This is a genomic window from Vibrio parahaemolyticus, assembly GCF_900460535.1.
GTDB classification, from domain to species: Bacteria; Pseudomonadota; Gammaproteobacteria; order Enterobacterales; family Vibrionaceae; genus Vibrio; species Vibrio parahaemolyticus.
This window is the reverse complement of the sequence record NZ_UHIL01000001.1, coordinates 218,920-237,291: the sequence shown is the minus strand read 5'-3', so window position 1 is coordinate 237,291 and position 18,372 is coordinate 218,920. Positions and strand designations below refer to the sequence as shown.

The window sequence follows — 18,372 nt, the reverse complement described above, 5'->3', positions numbered from 1 at the left end:
TTTCAGGCTACGTTATCTGCTTCAAACCATTAAAAGAAGGCCGCACCAATAGCCAACAACACGAATAAAATAGCGGTTACTTTACGGATCAAACCCAATGGCATCTTGTCTGCTGAAAGCTTACCAATCAACACCACTGGCACGTTGGCCAACAGCATACCAATGGTAGTGCCAAGTATGACCCAACTCAGCGCATCCGCGTATTGCGCGCCTAGAATGGAAGTCGCAATCTGAGTTTTATCACCGATTTCGGCGACAAAGAAGGCAATAAAGCTGGCAATGAATGGTCCACGATTCGAGATCTCTTCGTCGTCATCCAGTTTGTCTGGGATCAGAACCCAAGCGGCCATGGCAACAAAACTGACCACCAGCACCCATTTTAAAACATCAGGAGATAGATAGTCGGCCACTACCACACCTAACCATGCAGCTAAAGCGTGGTTGGCAATGGTCGCCAAAAAGATGGCTGCAATAATTGGAATGGGTTTGCGGTAACGACTGGCAAGTAATAGGGATAGCAATTGGGTCTTATCGCCAATTTCTGCTAACGCCACAGTAGTAATTGAAATAGCTAAAACGCTCACGACATGCTCATTGGGGCGGGATAATTATTTTAACCATAGACAAACCTCACGCCCCACCCCGGTTCGTGATGATTTGTCTAAGGTCTTGCTAAACTTGAAAGGCTTCAAGTCTCGAACGCCATGGTGATTTTGCACCAATTATGTTGACGAACGAACCGGATGAAACAGAGACTTCATCAGGTAAGCTACTCCCCAAAGACAGGCGCAATTCTAGCCACCTTTGTTGCGCATCACAAGAGTCAAAGCAGGTGAAAACTCCCTTTTAGGAAAAATACAGCAGATAACGCGGTAAAAATTCATTAAAGGAGAAAATTGCCCACGAATTAATCAAGATTAGCTCTACTCCCATGCTCAATATCTGGTTATACTTGATTGTTATTTTATTCAACCGTAATTACTCTTTATCGCCCTTGTTTGAGTTGAAAAACTCGGCATACGAGACGAATTAATGAGTAACTAGAGAATCGCGCGAACCTGACTTATGCAAAAATACGATATCAAAACCTTCCAGGGAATGATCCTCGCGCTGCAGGATTATTGGGCTCAAAATGGTTGTACCATTGTTCAACCGCTAGATATGGAAGTGGGTGCGGGTACCTCTCACCCAATGACCTGTCTACGAGCGCTTGGCCCAGAGCCAATGTCGACAGCTTACGTACAACCTTCACGTCGTCCTACTGATGGCCGTTACGGTGAAAACCCTAACCGTCTTCAGCACTACTACCAATTCCAAGTAGCGCTAAAACCATCGCCTGACAATATTCAAGAGTTGTACCTTGGCTCCCTTGAAGTTCTTGGTATTGACCCACTTGTACACGACATCCGTTTCGTAGAAGACAACTGGGAAAACCCAACACTAGGCGCATGGGGTCTAGGCTGGGAAGTTTGGCTAAACGGCATGGAAGTAACTCAGTTTACTTACTTCCAACAAGTTGGCGGCCTTGAGTGTAAACCGGTAACGGGTGAGATCACTTACGGTATCGAACGTCTAGCAATGTACATCCAAGAAGTAGACTCTGTTTACGACCTAACTTGGAACATCGCGCCAGACGGCAGCAAGGTAACTTACGGTGACATTTTCCACCAAAACGAAGTTGAGCAATCAACTTACAACTTCGAACACGCAGACGTTGATTTCCTATTCAGCTTCTTCGACCAGTGTGAAAAAGAATCGAAAGAACTACTCGAGCTAGAAAAACCGCTACCTCTGCCTGCTTACGAGCGCATCTTGAAAGCGGCACACGCGTTCAACTTGTTAGACGCACGCAAAGCAATCTCTGTTACAGAGCGTCAACGTTACATCCTGCGCATCCGCAATCTGACTAAAGCAGTAGCAGAAGCATACTACGCATCGCGTGAAGCTCTTGGCTTCCCAATGTGTAAGAAAGAACAAGCGTAAGGGGTAGAGTAACATGGCAAAAGAATTTCTAATCGAGCTAGGTACAGAAGAGCTACCACCAACGCAACTTCGTACTCTAGCTGAAGCATTCGCAGCAAACTTCGAAGCAGAACTAAAAGGCGCTGAGCTTGCTCACGAAGGCGTAAAATGGTTCGCGGCACCTCGTCGTCTTGCATTAAAAGTCGCAGCATTGGCAGAAAGCCAATCAGACAAAGTTGTTGAAAAACGTGGTCCTGCGGTTTCTGCAGCATTTGACGCGGAAGGCAACCCGACCAAAGCAGCTCAAGGCTGGGCACGCGGTTGTGGCATCACGGTTGACCAAGCTGATCGCATGGTAACCGACAAAGGCGAATGGCTACTGTTCAAACAAGAAGTGAAAGGTCAGCCAACGTCTGAGATCGTAGTTGAACTTGCAGCAAAAGCACTAGCAAACCTACCTATCGCAAAACCAATGCGCTGGGGTAACAAAACGACTCAATTTATCCGTCCAGTTAAGACGCTAACCATGCTAATGGGCAGCGATCTAATCGAAGGCGAGATCCTTGGTGTCGCTTCAGACCGCACTATCCGTGGTCACCGCTTCATGGGTGAAAAAGAGTTCACTATCGATTCTGCTGAGCAATACCCTGCGATCCTAGAAGAGCGCGGTAAAGTAATGGCAGATTACGAAGCGCGTAAAGCAATCATCCTAGCTGACGCACAAAAAGCGGCAGCAGCGGTTGGCGGTATCGCTGATCTAGAAGATGACCTAGTAGAAGAAGTAACGTCTCTGGTTGAATGGCCAGTAGTTCTAACAGCGAAGTTTGAAGAAGAGTTCCTAAAAGTGCCTTCTGAAGCGTTGGTTTACACTATGAAAGGTGACCAAAAATACTTCCCTGTTTACGATGAAAACAAGAAGCTACTACCTAACTTCATCTTCGTATCGAACATCGAATCAAAAGAGCCTCGTTACGTAATTGAAGGTAACGAGAAAGTGGTTCGTCCTCGTCTTGCTGACGCAGAGTTTTTCTTCAATACAGACCGTAAGCGTCCGCTTATCGACCGTCTGCCTGAACTAGAACAAGCGATCTTCCAACAGCAACTGGGTACGATCAAAGACAAAACAGACCGCATCACTGAACTTGCAGGCTACATTGCTGAGCAAATCGGTGCTGACGTTGAGAAATCAAAGCGTGCTGGTCTACTAGCAAAATGTGACCTAATGACCTCAATGGTATTCGAATTCACGGATACTCAAGGTGTGATGGGCATGCACTACGCTCGCCACGACGGTGAAGCAGAAGAAGTTGCAGTAGCACTGAATGAGCAATACATGCCTCGTTTCGCAGGTGATGAACTGCCATCTAACGGCGTTTCAACCGCAGTTGCAATGGCTGACAAGCTAGACACAATCGTCGGTATCTTCGGTATTGGTCAAGCGCCTAAAGGTTCTGACCCATTCGCACTACGTCGCGCATCTCTAGGTGTACTACGTATCATCGTTGAATACGGCTACAACCTAGATCTTGTTGACCTAGTAGCGAAAGCGAAGTCACTGTTCGGCGACCGCCTAACCAACGACAACGTTGAACAAGACGTTATCGAGTTCATGCTTGGTCGTTTCCGTGCTTGGTACCAAGACGAAGGCTTCAGCGTAGACATCATTCAAGCTGTACTAGCGCGTCGCCCAACGAAACCAGCAGATTTCGACCAACGTGTAAAAGCGGTTTCTCACTTCCGTGAACTAGAAGCAGCAGAGTCTCTAGCAGCAGCGAACAAACGTGTAGGTAACATCCTAGCGAAATTCGACGGCGAACTAGCAGAAGAAATTGACCTAGCACTTCTACAAGAAGACGCAGAGAAAGCACTAGCAGAAAGCGTTGAAGTAATGACAGAAGCGCTAGAGCCAGCATTTGCTACAGGTAACTACCAAGAAGCCCTAAGCAAGCTAGCTGACCTACGTGAACCAGTGGATGCGTTCTTCGATAACGTAATGGTAATGGCAGACGACGAAGCACTTAAGAAGAACCGTCTGACACTGCTAAACAACCTGCGTAACCTGTTCCTACAGATCGCAGACATTTCTTTGCTTCAAAAGTAATTCATTACTCTTCGAAGTGATTAAGAGATAAGTAAAAGGGAAGCGTCAGCTTCCCTTTTTTGTTGCCTTCAAACGGAGATAACCTGTTCTTATTATTCATTTTGTGAACAAGGCAAAAATTTGTAGGGTGAGACGCGTTGAACTTGTTGGTGCAGAGCTCGGATTGTAGAGGCACAGTTTTGCTATAACTGGGTTGTTTATTCGGGGGAAGAACACAATGAAAAAAACAATTCTCGCACTCTCTATCGGCCTACTGAGCGCCTGCAGCCAAATTCAATACACCATTAAAAATGGATAACTGCGCAACCGACACATCTATGCCGCTGCGCATTTTCAAAGCCAATACCTACCTCTTCACGCTCAATCCAGACACCAATGAGCTAACCGTTAAAATCAAACCAAAACAAAGTCAGGACATCACCTATTCTTGCCCTGTTGCAACCGACACAGCTAACACCATCAACGTAGCCCAAACCTTTACTGATGGCACTGTTGTTCGTGACGCCTTAACCGGGCAAGAAGCCACCGTCGCCAATGGCAGCGTAACCATGCAACCAGGCCCGATTAGCCAAGGTATATTACTGTTAGAAGAGGTTGATCAGCAAGCCGAAAAACCTTTCAGCTGGGACAACGCGACGGTGTATTTTGTCATGACCGACCGCTTCTATAACGGCAACCCAGACAATGACAACAGCTATGGTCGCAGCAAAGACGGCAAATACGAGATTGGTACCTTCCACGGTGGTGACTTAGCGGGTCTGACGAAAAAACTCGATTACATCGAATCCCTCGGTGTGAATGCCATCTGGATAACCTCACCACTGGAACAAATCCACGGCTGGGTTGGCGGCGGCGATAAAGGCGACTTTAAACACTACGGCTATCACGGCTACTACCACCAAGATTGGACCAAGCTTGATGCCAACATGGGTACCGAAGATGAGCTGAGAACCTTCATCGATACCGCGCACAAGAAAGGCATCCGCGTGATTTGGGATGTGGTCATGAACCATACTGGCTACGCAACATTAGCCGACATGCAGGAATTCGGCTTTGGTCAACTTTACCTTGATGACCAAGAAGCCAAAGAAGTCCTTGGTGAAAAATGGACCGACTGGCAACCAAAATCGGGACAAAGCTGGCACAGCTTCAACGACTACATCAAATACGGTGATAGTGAAGCATGGGAAAAATGGTGGGGCAAAGATTGGATTCGCACCGACATTGGCGATTACGATGCGCCGGGATACAACGACATCACCATGTCTTTGAACTACCTACCGGATCTCAAAACCGAATCGACGCAGAAAACCGGACTACCAAACTTCTTCCGCAATAAAAACACCAATGCGCAAGATGAGTTGAAAACCCCACGAGAACATCTGATCACATGGCTATCGGATTGGGTACGTGATTACGGCATTGATGGCTTCCGCGTCGATACCGCCAAACACGTTGAGATGGAAGCGTGGGCAGAGCTCAAAGCAAGTACCACTCAAGCCCTCGCCGAATGGAAACAAAACCACCCCGACAAAGCACTAGACGATCTGCCATTTTGGATGACCGGCGAAGTGTGGGCACACAGCGTGGTGAAGAGCCCGTATTTCGATAACGGCTTCGATTCGATCATCAACTTCGAGTTCCAATCTGACGTGGCTCCAAAAGCGCTAAAGTGTTTCGCTCAACTTGATAATGATTACCGCCGCTATGCAGAGCGTATTAACTCCGATCCTGAATTCAACGTGTTGAGTTACCTGTCTTCGCACGATACACAGCTGTTTTGGTCAGCTCGCAGCCGCAGCTTTGATGACCAAGCTCGAGCCGCCAATGCGTTAATGCTGGCACCGGGTGCAGTACAAATCTACTACGGCGATGAGATTGCTCGTGACTTTGGCGTGACTGGATCCGATCCGACCCAAGGTACACGTTCCGACATGCCATGGGACAAGATTCATGGCGAGCGTGAAGACTTACTACAGCATTGGCAGAAATTGGGCGAATTCCGTCAACGCCACCCAGCGGTTGCTCAAGGTAAGCACATCACTCGTAATCAAGAAGGCTACTACGCATTCGAACGCCAATACCAAGACGACAAAGTACTGATTGTTTACACTGGCGAATAACCGACTCACTCCACCAGCAAGGGAAGCATTTCGCTTCCCTTTTTTAATTCCAAATCCTCTCCATCTGGTCTGATGACAAACTTTTTTCTTCTTCGAGTAAATTCACACTTTGCGTCGTAATAACATTAGGGTAAGGTCAAGTATTACTCTATAAGCTGATGTTTCGTCAGCAATCAAGACACATAAAGCAATCACAATGAATTAGGTATATGTAAGCATGCAGTTCTCAAAGTTTGGTGAAAAATTTAATCTGTATTCAGGTATTACGCAGTTAATGGACGATTTGAATGATGGCCTACGCACGCCAGGTGCCATCATGCTCGGTGGGGGTAACCCGGCCGCCATTCCTGCCATGCTCGATTACTTTCACCAAGCCAGTGAAGAAATGCTCGCCAGTGGCGAACTCGTCGCCGCGCTCACTAATTATGATGGCCCTCAGGGTAAAGACGTGTTCGTCAAAGCGCTCGCTCAGCTGTTTCGTGAAACATACGGCTGGGACATCAGTGAGAAGAATATTAGCCTGACGAATGGCAGCCAAAGCGGGTTCTTCTACCTATTTAATTTGTTTGCTGGTCAGCAGCCAGATGGTTCGCACAAAAAAGTCCTGTTGCCTATCGCACCGGAATACATTGGCTACGGTGATGCAGGTATCGATGAAGACATTTTTGTTTCGTACCATCCAGAAATAGAGCTACTCGACAACGGCCTATTCAAATATCACGTTGATTTTGAAAAGCTCACCGTCGATGACTCCGTCGCAGCAATTTGTGCATCTCGCCCAACCAACCCAACAGGTAACGTACTGACTGACGAAGAAGTGCGTAAACTGGACAAATTGGCGCGCGAGAACAACATCCCACTGATCATCGACAATGCGTACGGCTTGCCGTTCCCGAACATCATTTTTGAAGATGTCGAACCGTTCTGGAATGAAAACACCATCCTGTGCATGAGCTTATCTAAACTTGGCGTACCGGGTGTGCGATGTGGGATTGTGATTGCGAGTGAAGAAATCACCCAAGCACTCACCAATATGAATGGCATCATCAGCTTAGCGCCAGGCAGTGTTGGCCCAGCATTGGCAAACCACATCATCGCTAAAGGCGATCTACTCAAACTGAGTTCAGAGGTGATTAAGCCGTTCTACAAGCAGAAATCACAACGCGCGGTTGAACTGCTACAACAGGCGATTACCGATGAGAGATTCCGTATCCACAAACCTGAGGGGGCGATCTTCTTGTGGTTATGGTTTGATGAGTTGCCAATTACGACAATGGAGTTGTACCAACGCTTGAAAGCGCGTGGCGTATTGATTGTTCCGGGTGAGTACTTCTTTATTGGTCAGAAAGACGAGTGGGACCATGCTCATCAGTGCTTGCGCATGAACTACGTTCAAGACGATGAGATGATGCAGAAAGGTATCGCGATTATCGCGGAAGAAGTCGAAAAGGCTTACCAACAAGGTCAGTAAAGCAAACTCCCACATCAAAGACACAAATTAAAAAGAGCGCCAACTGGCGCTCTTTCTCACTCTATAGGGCAAATAACTTGCTGATTAGTTGCTTTCTAGCAGGTTGTTGCCACCGATAGCAATTTTGCGTGGTTGCATTGCTTCTGGAATTTCACGAACCAAGTCAATGTGTAATAGGCCGTTTTCCATTGAAGCGCCAGTCACTTTTACATAGTCCGCTAGTTGGAACTTACGTTCAAAATCGCGCTCTGCAATGCCTTGGTACACGTAGTTTTTGCCTTCTTCTGCTTTACGCTCGCCCTTCACGATCAACATGTTTTCATTTTGAGTTAGATCGAGTTGGTCTTCAGAGAAACCAGCAACTGCCATAGTAATACGGTAGTTGTGCTCATCTTTTTGCTCGATGTTGTACGGAGGGTAACCGCCAGAAGTATTTTTCGCTGTATTCGCTTCCATCAGGTTTAGCAGACGATCAAAGCCAATTGCATTACGGTATAGTGGTGAGAAATCTACGTTACGCATAAATCTATCCTCTTAATTAAGCAATAGTCTTAGTTCGGATGAACTTCATCCTACTGGCGTGTTTATGCAAAAACCGACGCCGAACTAAGAGATTCTTATCATTCCACAGGCCTTGGTTTGGCTCGGAGACATGATATTGAATCTAAAGGTTTAAGTTGTGTGCTAAAACACCATATCCTCTTTTGAGCGATCTCGTTTTAGCGATTCCAGAGGGCTGGTCTTCTAGTCTCTAGCAAGCCAGTCATCCTCTTCACAACTAGATATAAGGTCATCAAAAATCGCTTTCAAGGGACAAAATGAAAAAAATTTCAACGCGCCTATCAAAGACCTCAAATTAAGCTCGCTTTTCCTACCCGACAACAATACAAAGCCCACCTCTTACGGCGGGCTTATAAGCCGCAATTTTTATTTGCGAGATGGTTTACGCGCTTTCACCATCCCTTGCTCGGCCGCTTTCTCTTGCTTCAACTTACGTTTTTCTTTCAAGCTTAACTGGGGTTGCTTCTTGTCTTTTTTACTCATGACTTCACCTCTATTTTACTGACATAGCATACAGCTACACACCAGATGCGGTGTTGGTGGCTGTGATTGATGAATGATTTCGGTAATCACAAAGCAGCGGCGCTGGTTGAATATCTCTAGTTCTAAGACCTCATCCTGAGAGCGCCCCAACAATCGGGAACCTAAGTACGAATCAACAGCTAGCATCCCCGCAAGAGGTTGGCTCTTACGTGAATCAACTAACGTCATGCGATATTGATAGGAGCGGTCAAGATCCACTAAGCGAACGGTGTCGCCAATCGCAATTCGGGCTAAGTTGCGACACTGGATTTGCTGTTCGTAGACTTCAAACAGCGACAGTAATCTTAGTGGTGATTGATAGGTTAAAAAGCGACTGGTTAACCACCAAGTTCGCAGCGCCAAGCAGTACGCAGTGAACCAGCGTTCAAACATGATATTTTCCTTCTTAATGCCTTGTCTTACAGATAATTGCAGTGCATTGAACCGGAAGTGCGTCACCTCCGGCTTAGTTCAGGAAAATCGTCACCATGTTTTCTAACCTCGTATAATTGGAAAGCTCTACAGCACTATAGCGAGCCGAAAAAAGAAAGCAAAAGCACTCAAGCGAACAAAATGGCAAGAAAAACAGAAAAGGGAAACAAAATGGTGCCGCTACTCAAGCCTCTGGCAGTTAGTAGCAGAAAAGCCAAAGTCTTGGCATAAAGTGGTGATTTTCATACCACCAAGAAACAAAAAAGCAGCGATGGCTCGCTGCTTTTTTCTATCTAAAAACGCTTGTCGCTACACGTCTAGGTTTGCAACCTTCAGTGCGTTCTCTTCGATGAAGTGACGACGAGGTTCAACTTGGTCACCCATTAGCGTTGTGAACAATTGGTCTGCGCCTACTGCATCTTCAATCGTTACTTGCATCATGCGACGCGTCTCTGGGTCCATTGTGGTTTCCCAAAGCTGATCTGGGTTCATCTCACCTAGACCTTTGTAGCGCTGACGGCTTAGACCACGCATCGATTCTTTAACCAACCACTCAAGTGCTTCAGCAAAGCTTGATACTGGCAGAGTACGTTCACCACGTTTGATGTACGCGCCCTCTTCTAGAAGACCGTCTAGGACTTCAGAAAGGTCCGCCAGCTTGCCGTATTCTTTTGAGTTTAGGAAATCAACACTTAGCGCGTGCTCGTGAGTCACACCGTGTGTACGAACAATAATCTTCGGCAGGCTCAAACCAAGCTCTGCGTGCAGCTCCACTTCGTAGCTGTATTGGCTTGCGCCCACTTCTTTCGCGTTTAGTTGCTCAACAAGTTGTTTTGTCCAAGCTTCTACTACTGCTGCATCATGACACTGCTCAGCCGTTAGACGAGAAGTGTAGATAAGCTCATGCACTAAGGCGCGAGGGTAACGACGGCTCATACGGTCAGCAAGCTTGATACCTGCATTGTATTGTTGAACCAGTTTTTCTAGTGCTTCGCCAGCTAGAGCTGGAGCTTCTGCGTTTACGTGCAGTGATGCGTTGTCCAATGCCAATGATACTTGGTATTGGTTCATCGCTTCTTCATCTTTGATGTACTGCTCTTGTTTGCCCTTCTTCACTTTGTATAGTGGTGGCTGAGCGATGTACACGTAACCACGCTCGATAAGCTCTGGCATTTGACGGTAGAAGAAGGTCAACAGTAGCGTACGAATGTGCGAACCATCGACGTCAGCATCGGTCATGATGATGATGTTGTGGTAACGCAGTTTGTCCGGGTTGTACTCGTCACGACCGATACCACAGCCAAGTGCTGTAATAAGCGTTGCAACTTCTTGCGAAGACAACATCTTGTCGAAACGTGCTTTTTCTACGTTCAGGATCTTACCTTTCAGTGGTAGGATTGCCTGATTCTTACGATTACGACCCTGCTTAGCTGAACCACCCGCAGAGTCACCCTCCACAATGTATAGTTCAGAGAGTGCCGGATCTTTTTCCTGACAGTCTGCAAGTTTGCCTGGTAGGCCTGCTAGGTCTAGCGCGCCTTTACGACGAGTCATTTCACGCGCTTTACGTGCGGCTTCACGTGCACGTGCTGCATCGATGATTTTCGAACAAACCATTTTCGCTTCACTTGGGTTTTCGACCAAGAACTCAGATAGCTTCTCACCCATCGCCGATTCAACCGCTGATTTCACTTCAGAAGAAACCAGTTTGTCTTTGGTTTGGCTCGAGAATTTTGGATCAGGCACTTTTACTGAAACAACGGCAGTCAAACCTTCACGCGCATCGTCGCCTGACGTTGCCGTTTTCGCTTTCTTCGAGAAGCCTTCTTTATCCATAAAGCTGTTTAGCGTACGTGTTAGTGCCGCACGGAAACCAGCAAGGTGAGTACCACCATCGCGCTGTGGAATGTTGTTGGTGAAACAGAAGATGTTCTCTTGGAAACCATCGTTCCACTGCATTGCCACTTCTACCGAAATGCCGTCTTCACGTTCTAAGTCGAAGTGGAAGATTTTCTCGATGATTGGTGTTTTGTTGGTGTTTAAGTGCTGAACGAACGCTTGAATACCACCTTCATACATGAAGTGATCTTGCTTGTCCGCTTCGCGCTCATCAATAAGCTTGATAGAAACGCCTGAGTTCAAGAACGATAGCTCACGCAGACGTTTTGCTAGGATGTCGTAATGGAATTCAGTGTTAGAGAAAGTTTCTGCACTTGGCCAGAAACGAATTTGTGTACCAGTTTTATCCGTATCACCCACAACCGCTAGAGGCGCTTCAGGCTCACCATGACGGTAAGTTTGCGTGTGGATATGACCGCCACGATGGATGGTTAGTACCACTTTTTCTGACAGTGCGTTTACTACCGAAACACCCACGCCGTGAAGACCGCCTGATACTTTGTACGAGTTATCATCGAACTTACCACCAGCGTGCAGTACGGTCATGATAACTTCTGCTGCTGATACTTTTTCTTCTGGGTGCATTTCTGTTGGAATGCCACGACCATCATCGCTAACGGAAACCGAGTTGTCCTCATGAATTGTCACAACGATGTCTTTACAGTGACCTGCCAACGCTTCATCAATTGAGTTATCCACCACCTCGAAAACCATGTGGTGAAGGCCGGTGCCGTCGTCCGTGTCCCCGATGTACATACCTGGACGCTTACGTACCGCATCCAGACCCTTCAGTACCTTAATACTCGATGAATCGTAATTTTCAGACATGAGTTTCTCTCTTCTAGTTTGACTCTATCCTGCCATGTTCCACATGAAACAATTTGCCATTATCGTCGAGCATGTCGGCGATTTGGTTTTCAGTGATAGAGCTTACAAATACTTGTGCGCCTGTCTCTTTCAAGCAATCTGCAAGACGCTTGCGACGTTGGCTATCTAATTCCGACGCAAAGTCGTCAATTAGGTAAATGCATTGTTTACCGGTCATCGCTGTAAGATGTTGCCCTTGCGCCACACGCAACGCACACACCATCAGCTTTAACTGACCGCGTGACAGAACATCCTCAACGGGCGTTCCATTCACTTTAATGCGCAAATCAGCTTTATTCGGGCCACTAAAGGTGTACCCCAAAGACTGATCACGCTCGAAATTCTTTTCTAGTATTTCTTGGTATGGGGTGTCTTTATCCCAACCACGATAATACTTCAATTGGATCTCAAATTCTGGCAAAAATGTCTGACAGATCGTTTCTGCGACGGTTTTCATCTGTTCAATGTACAGTGACCGCCACTGGCTGATGTTTTCCGCCAAACGCGCCATCTCTTGATCCCAATAACTGAGCTCACGATAGCTACTCGCGGTCTTCAACAACGCATTTCTCTGTTTGTTGAGACGCTTAAAACGACCCCATGCATCATAAAATGCTGGCTCGGTATGAAACACGCCCCAATCGATGAATGCACGGCGATGTTTTGGACCATCCGTCAGTAAATCAAACCCTTCTGGATGTATCAACTGCAGCGGTAACACTTGCGCCAATTGCGCTAATTTTTGCCCAGATTGACCGCCTATTTTAACCTCTGTCGAGCCATCGCGCTGCTTATTAATGCCGATAGGTAGCTCAAATTGATCCGAGTTCAAAAAACGACCATGAACAAACAGTTCATCACACTCATTTTGAATCACACGACCAGTGAGAGAGCTTTTGAATGAGCGACCATGCCCGAGTAAATAAATCGCTTCTAGGACACTGGTTTTGCCGCTACCGTTCGGTCCAATAAGAAAGTTAAAGCCTGCTGATAACTGAATATCACAGGCTTTAATGTTGCGAAACTGCTGAATGATGAGACGAGAAAGAGGCATTCAGTTGGCTTATAGACGAATTGGCATCACCACGTACATGGCACTGTCATCGTCAGCATTTTCAATCAATGCACTGGCATTGGCATCCGACATCGACACTTGTACCTTCTCGCAACGTAGCGTGTTCAGCACATCCAACACATAGCTAACGTTGAAGCCGATTTCGATTGGGTCACCTTCAAAGGTCACATCCAGCATCTCTTCGGCTTCTTCCTGCTCTGGGTTGTTTGCCGTAATGCGCATTTCGCTGCCTGCTAAGTTAACACGCACACCACGGAACTTTTCGTTAGAAAGAATCGCAGCACGCGAGAACGCTTGGCGCAATTCATCACAACTTGCGATCAGTGTTTTGTTGGTATGTTGCGGTAATACGCGGCGATAGTCAGGGAAACGGCCATCAACCAGTTTAGACGTGAAGATAAAGTTGTTCACTTCTGCACGCACGTTTGAGCTGCCAATTTGCAAAACGACAGGTTGCTCTGGCGCATCCATCAGCTTAACCAATTCCTGCACACCTTTGCGTGGCACGATGATTTGCTTTTGGGCGAAGTCAGCACCTAGTTGAGTTTGCGATACTGCCATACGGTGACCGTCGGTCGCCACACTACGCAGTGTCGTGCCATCGATTTCAAACAACATACCGTTGAGGTAGTAACGTACGTCTTGGTTTGCCATCGAGAACTGAGTTTTGTCGATAAGCGTACGCAGATCCGCTTGGCTCAGTGATACTTCAACTTCACTTTGCCAATCTTCAATGTTCGGGAAGTCATTCGCTGGTAGCGTTGCCAGTGAGAAACGGCTGCGACCAGAACGAACTTGAACGCGATCGCCTTCTAACACAAAAGTGATGATCGCATCGTCTGGTAAGCCACGGCAAATATCGAGAAACTTACGCGAAGGAACGGTAATGCTACCCGCTTCGAAATCCCCTTCTAGAGTCACTTTGCTCACCAATTCCACTTCTAGGTCAGTCGCGGTCATTGATAGCACGTTCTCTTCTACTTTTAAGAGTAGGTTGCCCAAAATAGGCAGGGTTGGTCGGCCACCCAAAGCGCCCGAAACCTGTTGTAGCGGTTTGATTAAATGACTACGTTCAATAGTAAATTTCATGCTTGGCTCTTTACGCTGTCAGCTCAAAAATTGATTTGCTTAGAATACCGTTATTCTAACCGATTAAGAAGACAGGGTGCGAATCAAGTTCGAGTAATCTTCCTTAATATCGTGGCTCTCTTCTCGCAGCTGCTCAATCTTGCGACATGCATGCAAAACGGTCGTATGGTCTCGGCCACCAAACGCATCACCGATTTCTGGCAAGCTGTGGTTAGTTAGCTCTTTAGCCAGTGCCATCGCCAATTGACGAGGACGTGCAACGGAGCGAGAACGACGTTTAGACAGCAGATCCGCCACTTTGATTTTGTAGTACTCAGCAACCGTCTTTTGAATGTTGTCAATGGTCACCAACTTCTCTTGCAGCGCCAGCAGATCGCGCAGCGCTTCGCGAACGAAGTCGATGGTGATTGGGCGGCCAGTAAAGTTCGCGTTGGCAATGACTCGGTTCAACGCGCCTTCCAACTCACGAACGTTGGAACGCAGACGTTTTGCAATAAAGAACGCAACTTCGTCAGCCAAATGAATTTGATGGTCTTCAGCTTTCTTCATCAAGATCGCCACACGCGTCTCTAGCTCAGGCGGCTCGATCGCAACCGTTAAACCCCAACCAAAGCGCGATTTCAGACGATCCTCTACCCCGCTGATCTCTTTTGGATAACGGTCAGAAGTTAGGATGATCTGTTGGTTACCTTCCAACAATGCGTTGAAGGTATGGAAGAATTCTTCTTGTGAGCGCTCTTTGTTGGCAAAGAATTGGATGTCATCGATAAGGAGTGCATCCACACTGCGGTAGTAGCGCTTGAATTCTTCAATCGCATTGTTTTGCAGTGCTTTTACCATGTCTTGCACGAAACGCTCAGAGTGCATGTACACCACTTTCGCGTTCGGGTTGTTATCCACAATCGCGTTACCCACAGCGTGAAGCAAGTGAGTTTTACCTAGACCAGTACCACCGTAAAGGAACAGTGGGTTGTAGGCTGCTCCTGGGTTATCCGATACCTGACGCGCCGCAGCCAAACCCAGTTGGTTCGATTTACCTTCTACGAAGTTGTCGAACTTATGTTTTGGGTTCATGTTTGAGCGGTGATTGATCGCTGCAATCGCTTGAGGGTCGTCATCCCATGTTTTGTGCACAGGTTTACGTGCTTGCAACTGCGCAGGCGCTGAAGATTCCGCAGCCACATCCGCCGGCGTACGTGTCGGTGCTGGCTTAAGCGCAGAAACTGGGCGACTGCCCACTTCAAAGCGTAAATTCGGGATGTCGTTACCACAGTATTCCTGCAGTAAACGAGTAATGCTGTTCAGATACTTATCACGCACCCAATCCAACACAAAGCGGTTTGGCGCGAATAGAGTGAGAGTATTGTCATTGAGCTCCGCTTGTAACGGACGAACCCACATACTGAATTCTGTAGCTGGTAGCTCTTCTTGAAGCTGCTGCAAACATTGCAGCCAAAGCGAAGATGACACGGTGCCCCCACTGAGTAATTGAATTATCGGAAAAGACTGGCAATTTTACCTGTTGATAACCAAGATCGCCAGCAATTGATCGACGATCAAGTGAATAAGATCTAAGTTATTCACAATTATTTCGCCAAACTTGGTGAGATCAACACACCTTGCCCCAAATTTGCCCACACATTGATCCACATTTGGGCAAATTTAGCGAGATCGACAGATTGGTGATAACTCTGTGTATTATTTTCTTTCCAGCGCCTCTTTTTTCGATCCTTTCGCTTTGATTCGATCGTTTTTCCATCGCCTCCTTGCCAAATTGTCTATTATCTAAACCAAATGAGAACTTATTACTCTCTGGTCTAGGTTATTGCTCTTGGTTATTTATTTAATTGAGCTAACTAACAGTAGTATTTCCAACTATAAAAATATGGAGATGTATTATGAAAAACTGGGTTAAGGTTGCCGTTGCAGCCATCGCACTATCTGCCGCGACTGTTCAAGCCGCAACTGAAGTCAAGGTGGGCATGTCTGGCCGTTACTTCCCATTCACTTTCGTGAAGCAAGACAAGCTACAAGGCTTTGAGGTGGATATGTGGGATGAGATCGGTAAGCGTAACGACTACAAGATCGAATACGTGACGTCGAACTTCTCAGGTTTGTTTGGTCTTTTAGAAACTGGCCGCATCGATACAATCTCAAACCAAATCACCATGACAGATGAGCGCAAAGCGAAATACCTGTTTGCAGACCCTTATGTGATCGACGGCGCGCAAATCACGGTACGTAAAGGCAACGACAGCATCAAAGGTGTAGACGATCTAGCAGGCAAAACCGTTGCGGTTAACCTGGGTTCTAACTTTGAGCAGTTACTACGCCAATACGACAAAGATGGCAAAATCAACATCAAAACTTACGACACTGGTATCGAGCATGATGTTGCACTTGGCCGTGCAGACGCTTTCGTGATGGATCGTTTATCCGCGCTAGAACTGATCAAGAAAACTGGTCTGCCACTGGAACTGGCAGGTGAACCGTTTGAAACCATTCAAAACGCATGGCCTTTCGTTAACAATGAAAAAGGTCAGAAGCTACAAGCGGAAGTGAATAAAGCACTAGCAGAGATGCGTGCAGATGGTACAGTAGAAAAGATTTCAGTGAAGTGGTTTGGTGCTGACATCACGAAGTAATGCTACTTTGCTTTCGAGAATGCGAACAATCGCAACTCTCGACCTAAAATAAACTCATGTGAAGGTGGAACATTGTTTTCCACCTTTTCTTTTCTCTAGCCTTTAGGTAAGCCGTATGGGATTTGATTTTAATTACATGTTGGAACTGCTGCCGATATTGCTCAAATATCTTGGCACAACCATGGAAATGGCCACATGGGGCTTGGTCTTTTCACTGATTTTAGCCGTCATTTTGGCGAACATTCGCGTATTTAAGCTGCCAGTTCTCGACCAATTGAGTCAACTGTACATCAGCTTCTTCCGTGGTACCCCACTGTTAGTACAACTTTTCCTGCTTTATTACGGCTTGCCACAAATCTTCCCTGTGATGGTGGGCATCGATGCATTTTCTGCCGCAGTGATTGGTTTAACATTGCACTTTGCCGCTTATATGGCCGAGAGTATTCGTGCTGCAATCATCGGAATTGATCGTAGCCAAATGGAAGCGAGCCTATCGGTCGGCATGACAACGCCACAAGCGATGCGTCGCGTGATTCTGCCACAAGCAACACGAGTAGCACTGCCCTCATTGATGAACTACTTCATTGATATGATTAAGTCGACTTCCCTCGCCTTTACGCTTGGCGTGGCAGAAATCATGGCTAAAGCGCAAATGGAAGCCTCTTCTAGTTTCCGCTTCTTCGAAGCTTTCCTTGCTGTCGCTCTGATTTACTGGGGCGTGGTGGTGATTCTGACTCGAGTACAAATTTGGGCTGAAGCGAAACTGAATAAGGCGTACGTACGATGATCAAATTAGAAAATATCCACAAGCGCTTTGGCGATACTGAAGTCCTGAAAGGCATTGATCTCGATATCAAACAGGGTGAGATCATCGTGATTATCGGCTCTAGCGGTACGGGTAAGTCGACCCTGTTGCGCACCGTTAACTTCCTTGAGCAGGCCGACGAAGGTCGTATCACTATCGACGACATCTCTGTCGATACACAAAAGCACACGAAAGCCGAAGTCTTGGCGCTGCGTCGCCGTACTGGGTTTGTTTTCCAAAATTATGCCCTTTTTGCGCACATGACGGCTCGCCAGAATATTGCCGAAGGTTTGATTACCGTGCGTGGCTGGAAGAAACAGGAAGCTCTGACTCGTGCACAGCAGATTCTGGATGATATTGGCCTTGGCGAGAAAGGTGACAGCTACCCGGCAGCTCTATCTGGTGGCCAGCAGCAGCGTGTCGGCATCGGTCGCGCTATGGCGTTACAGCCAGAACTGTTACTTTTTGATGAGCCAACTTCCGCACTGGATCCGGAATGGGTCGGTGAAGTTCTCTCATTAATGAAGAAGTTAGCCAATCAGCATCAAACCATGCTGGTGGTAACACACGAGATGCAATTTGCTAAAGAAGTCGCCGATCGGGTGATCTTTATGGCGGAAGGCAACATCGTCGAACAAGGTTCTCCACAGGATATTTTCGATAATCCACAAGATCCTCGTTTGAAAAAATTCCTTAACCAAGTAGGAATAGAGTAACGATCAAGCAACAGGATCGATTGATCCTTGAGATTTTACTCACACTACGTATAATCGCCCGGCCGGAATTTCGTACTCATTGAGTCATTGACACATTATGTGAG

At 46.9% G+C, this 18,372-nt stretch carries 13 protein-coding genes and 1 pseudogene; 7 read left to right on the top strand and 7 right to left on the bottom strand.

Annotation, left to right across the window (positions count from 1 at the left end; genetic code table 11):
* Positions 1 to 29 precede the first annotated feature (29 nt).
* Positions 30 to 584, bottom strand: coding sequence for a TMEM165/GDT1 family protein (locus DYB02_RS01270; protein WP_005458690.1), 555 nt, complete (start codon positions 582 to 584; stop codon positions 30 to 32).
* A 481-nt stretch (positions 585 to 1,065) separates the two neighbouring features.
* Here DYB02_RS01270 and glyQ point away from each other — a divergent pair, with 481 nt between their 5' ends.
* The 4 genes and pseudogenes from glyQ (at position 1,066) to DYB02_RS01250 (ending at position 7,657) form a co-directional block, all read left to right on the top strand.
* Positions 1,066 to 1,983, top strand: coding sequence for a glycine--tRNA ligase subunit alpha (gene glyQ / locus DYB02_RS01265; RefSeq protein WP_005458688.1), 918 nt, complete (start codon positions 1,066 to 1,068; stop codon positions 1,981 to 1,983).
* A 13-nt stretch (positions 1,984 to 1,996) separates the two neighbouring features.
* Positions 1,997 to 4,063: a glycine--tRNA ligase subunit beta gene (gene glyS, locus DYB02_RS01260; RefSeq protein WP_024699587.1), complete on the top strand. Its 2,067-nt coding sequence runs from the start codon at positions 1,997 to 1,999 to the stop codon at positions 4,061 to 4,063.
* 269 nt (positions 4,064 to 4,332) lie between these two features.
* Positions 4,333 to 6,186: pseudogene (locus tag DYB02_RS01255) on the top strand (alpha-amylase); the annotation flags it as partial.
* A 217-nt stretch (positions 6,187 to 6,403) separates the two neighbouring features.
* Positions 6,404 to 7,657 (top strand): valine--pyruvate transaminase, encoded by a 1,254-nt coding sequence (locus DYB02_RS01250; protein WP_029804514.1) that lies wholly within the window; start codon positions 6,404 to 6,406, stop codon positions 7,655 to 7,657.
* A gap of 84 nt (positions 7,658 to 7,741) precedes the next feature.
* On the opposite strand, the gene DYB02_RS01245 is transcribed toward DYB02_RS01250, so the two are convergent.
* From DYB02_RS01245 to dnaA, 6 genes are all read right to left on the bottom strand, one after another.
* Positions 7,742 to 8,179 carry an Hsp20 family protein gene (locus DYB02_RS01245; protein WP_005458680.1) on the bottom strand — a complete coding sequence of 146 codons (438 nt, stop codon included), beginning with the start codon at positions 8,177 to 8,179 and terminating at the stop codon, positions 7,742 to 7,744.
* Positions 8,180 to 8,716: 537 nt separating this feature from the next.
* Positions 8,717 to 9,133 (bottom strand): GreA/GreB family elongation factor, encoded by a 417-nt coding sequence (locus DYB02_RS01235; protein WP_024703786.1) that lies wholly within the window; start codon positions 9,131 to 9,133, stop codon positions 8,717 to 8,719.
* 348 nt (positions 9,134 to 9,481) lie between these two features.
* Positions 9,482 to 11,899, bottom strand: a complete 2,418-nt coding sequence (gene gyrB / locus DYB02_RS01225; protein ID WP_020904416.1) for a DNA topoisomerase (ATP-hydrolyzing) subunit B — start codon at positions 11,897 to 11,899, stop codon at positions 9,482 to 9,484.
* Positions 11,900 to 11,912: 13 nt separating this feature from the next.
* A complete protein-coding gene (gene recF, locus DYB02_RS01220; protein WP_005458661.1) occupies positions 11,913 to 12,992 on the bottom strand; it encodes a DNA replication/repair protein RecF in 1,080 nt (359 codons plus the stop codon).
* A 9-nt stretch (positions 12,993 to 13,001) separates the two neighbouring features.
* A complete protein-coding gene (gene dnaN, locus DYB02_RS01215) occupies positions 13,002 to 14,102 on the bottom strand; it encodes a DNA polymerase III subunit beta (RefSeq protein WP_029804515.1) in 1,101 nt (366 codons plus the stop codon).
* A gap of 63 nt (positions 14,103 to 14,165) precedes the next feature.
* Positions 14,166 to 15,572, bottom strand: a complete 1,407-nt coding sequence (gene dnaA / locus DYB02_RS01210; protein WP_029804517.1) for a chromosomal replication initiator protein DnaA — start codon at positions 15,570 to 15,572, stop codon at positions 14,166 to 14,168.
* Between the two features lie 428 nt (positions 15,573 to 16,000).
* On the opposite strand from dnaA, the gene DYB02_RS01195 reads away from it, so the two are divergent.
* The 3 genes from DYB02_RS01195 (at position 16,001) to DYB02_RS01185 (ending at position 18,268) form a co-directional block, all read left to right on the top strand.
* On the top strand, positions 16,001 to 16,747 hold the full coding sequence (locus DYB02_RS01195; RefSeq protein WP_005497521.1) for an amino acid ABC transporter substrate-binding protein: 747 nt from the start codon (positions 16,001 to 16,003) through the stop codon (positions 16,745 to 16,747).
* Between the two features lie 115 nt (positions 16,748 to 16,862).
* The gene (locus DYB02_RS01190) at positions 16,863 to 17,534 is read left to right on the top strand and encodes an amino acid ABC transporter permease (protein ID WP_005497519.1); all 672 of its coding nucleotides are present in this window, start codon (positions 16,863 to 16,865) and stop codon (positions 17,532 to 17,534) included.
* Complete coding sequence (locus DYB02_RS01185; RefSeq protein WP_005481188.1) at positions 17,531 to 18,268, top strand: amino acid ABC transporter ATP-binding protein; 738 nt, start codon at positions 17,531 to 17,533, stop codon at positions 18,266 to 18,268. The genes DYB02_RS01190 and DYB02_RS01185 overlap by 4 nt, the downstream gene beginning before the upstream one ends.
* The last annotated feature ends 104 nt before the right edge of the window (positions 18,269 to 18,372 follow it).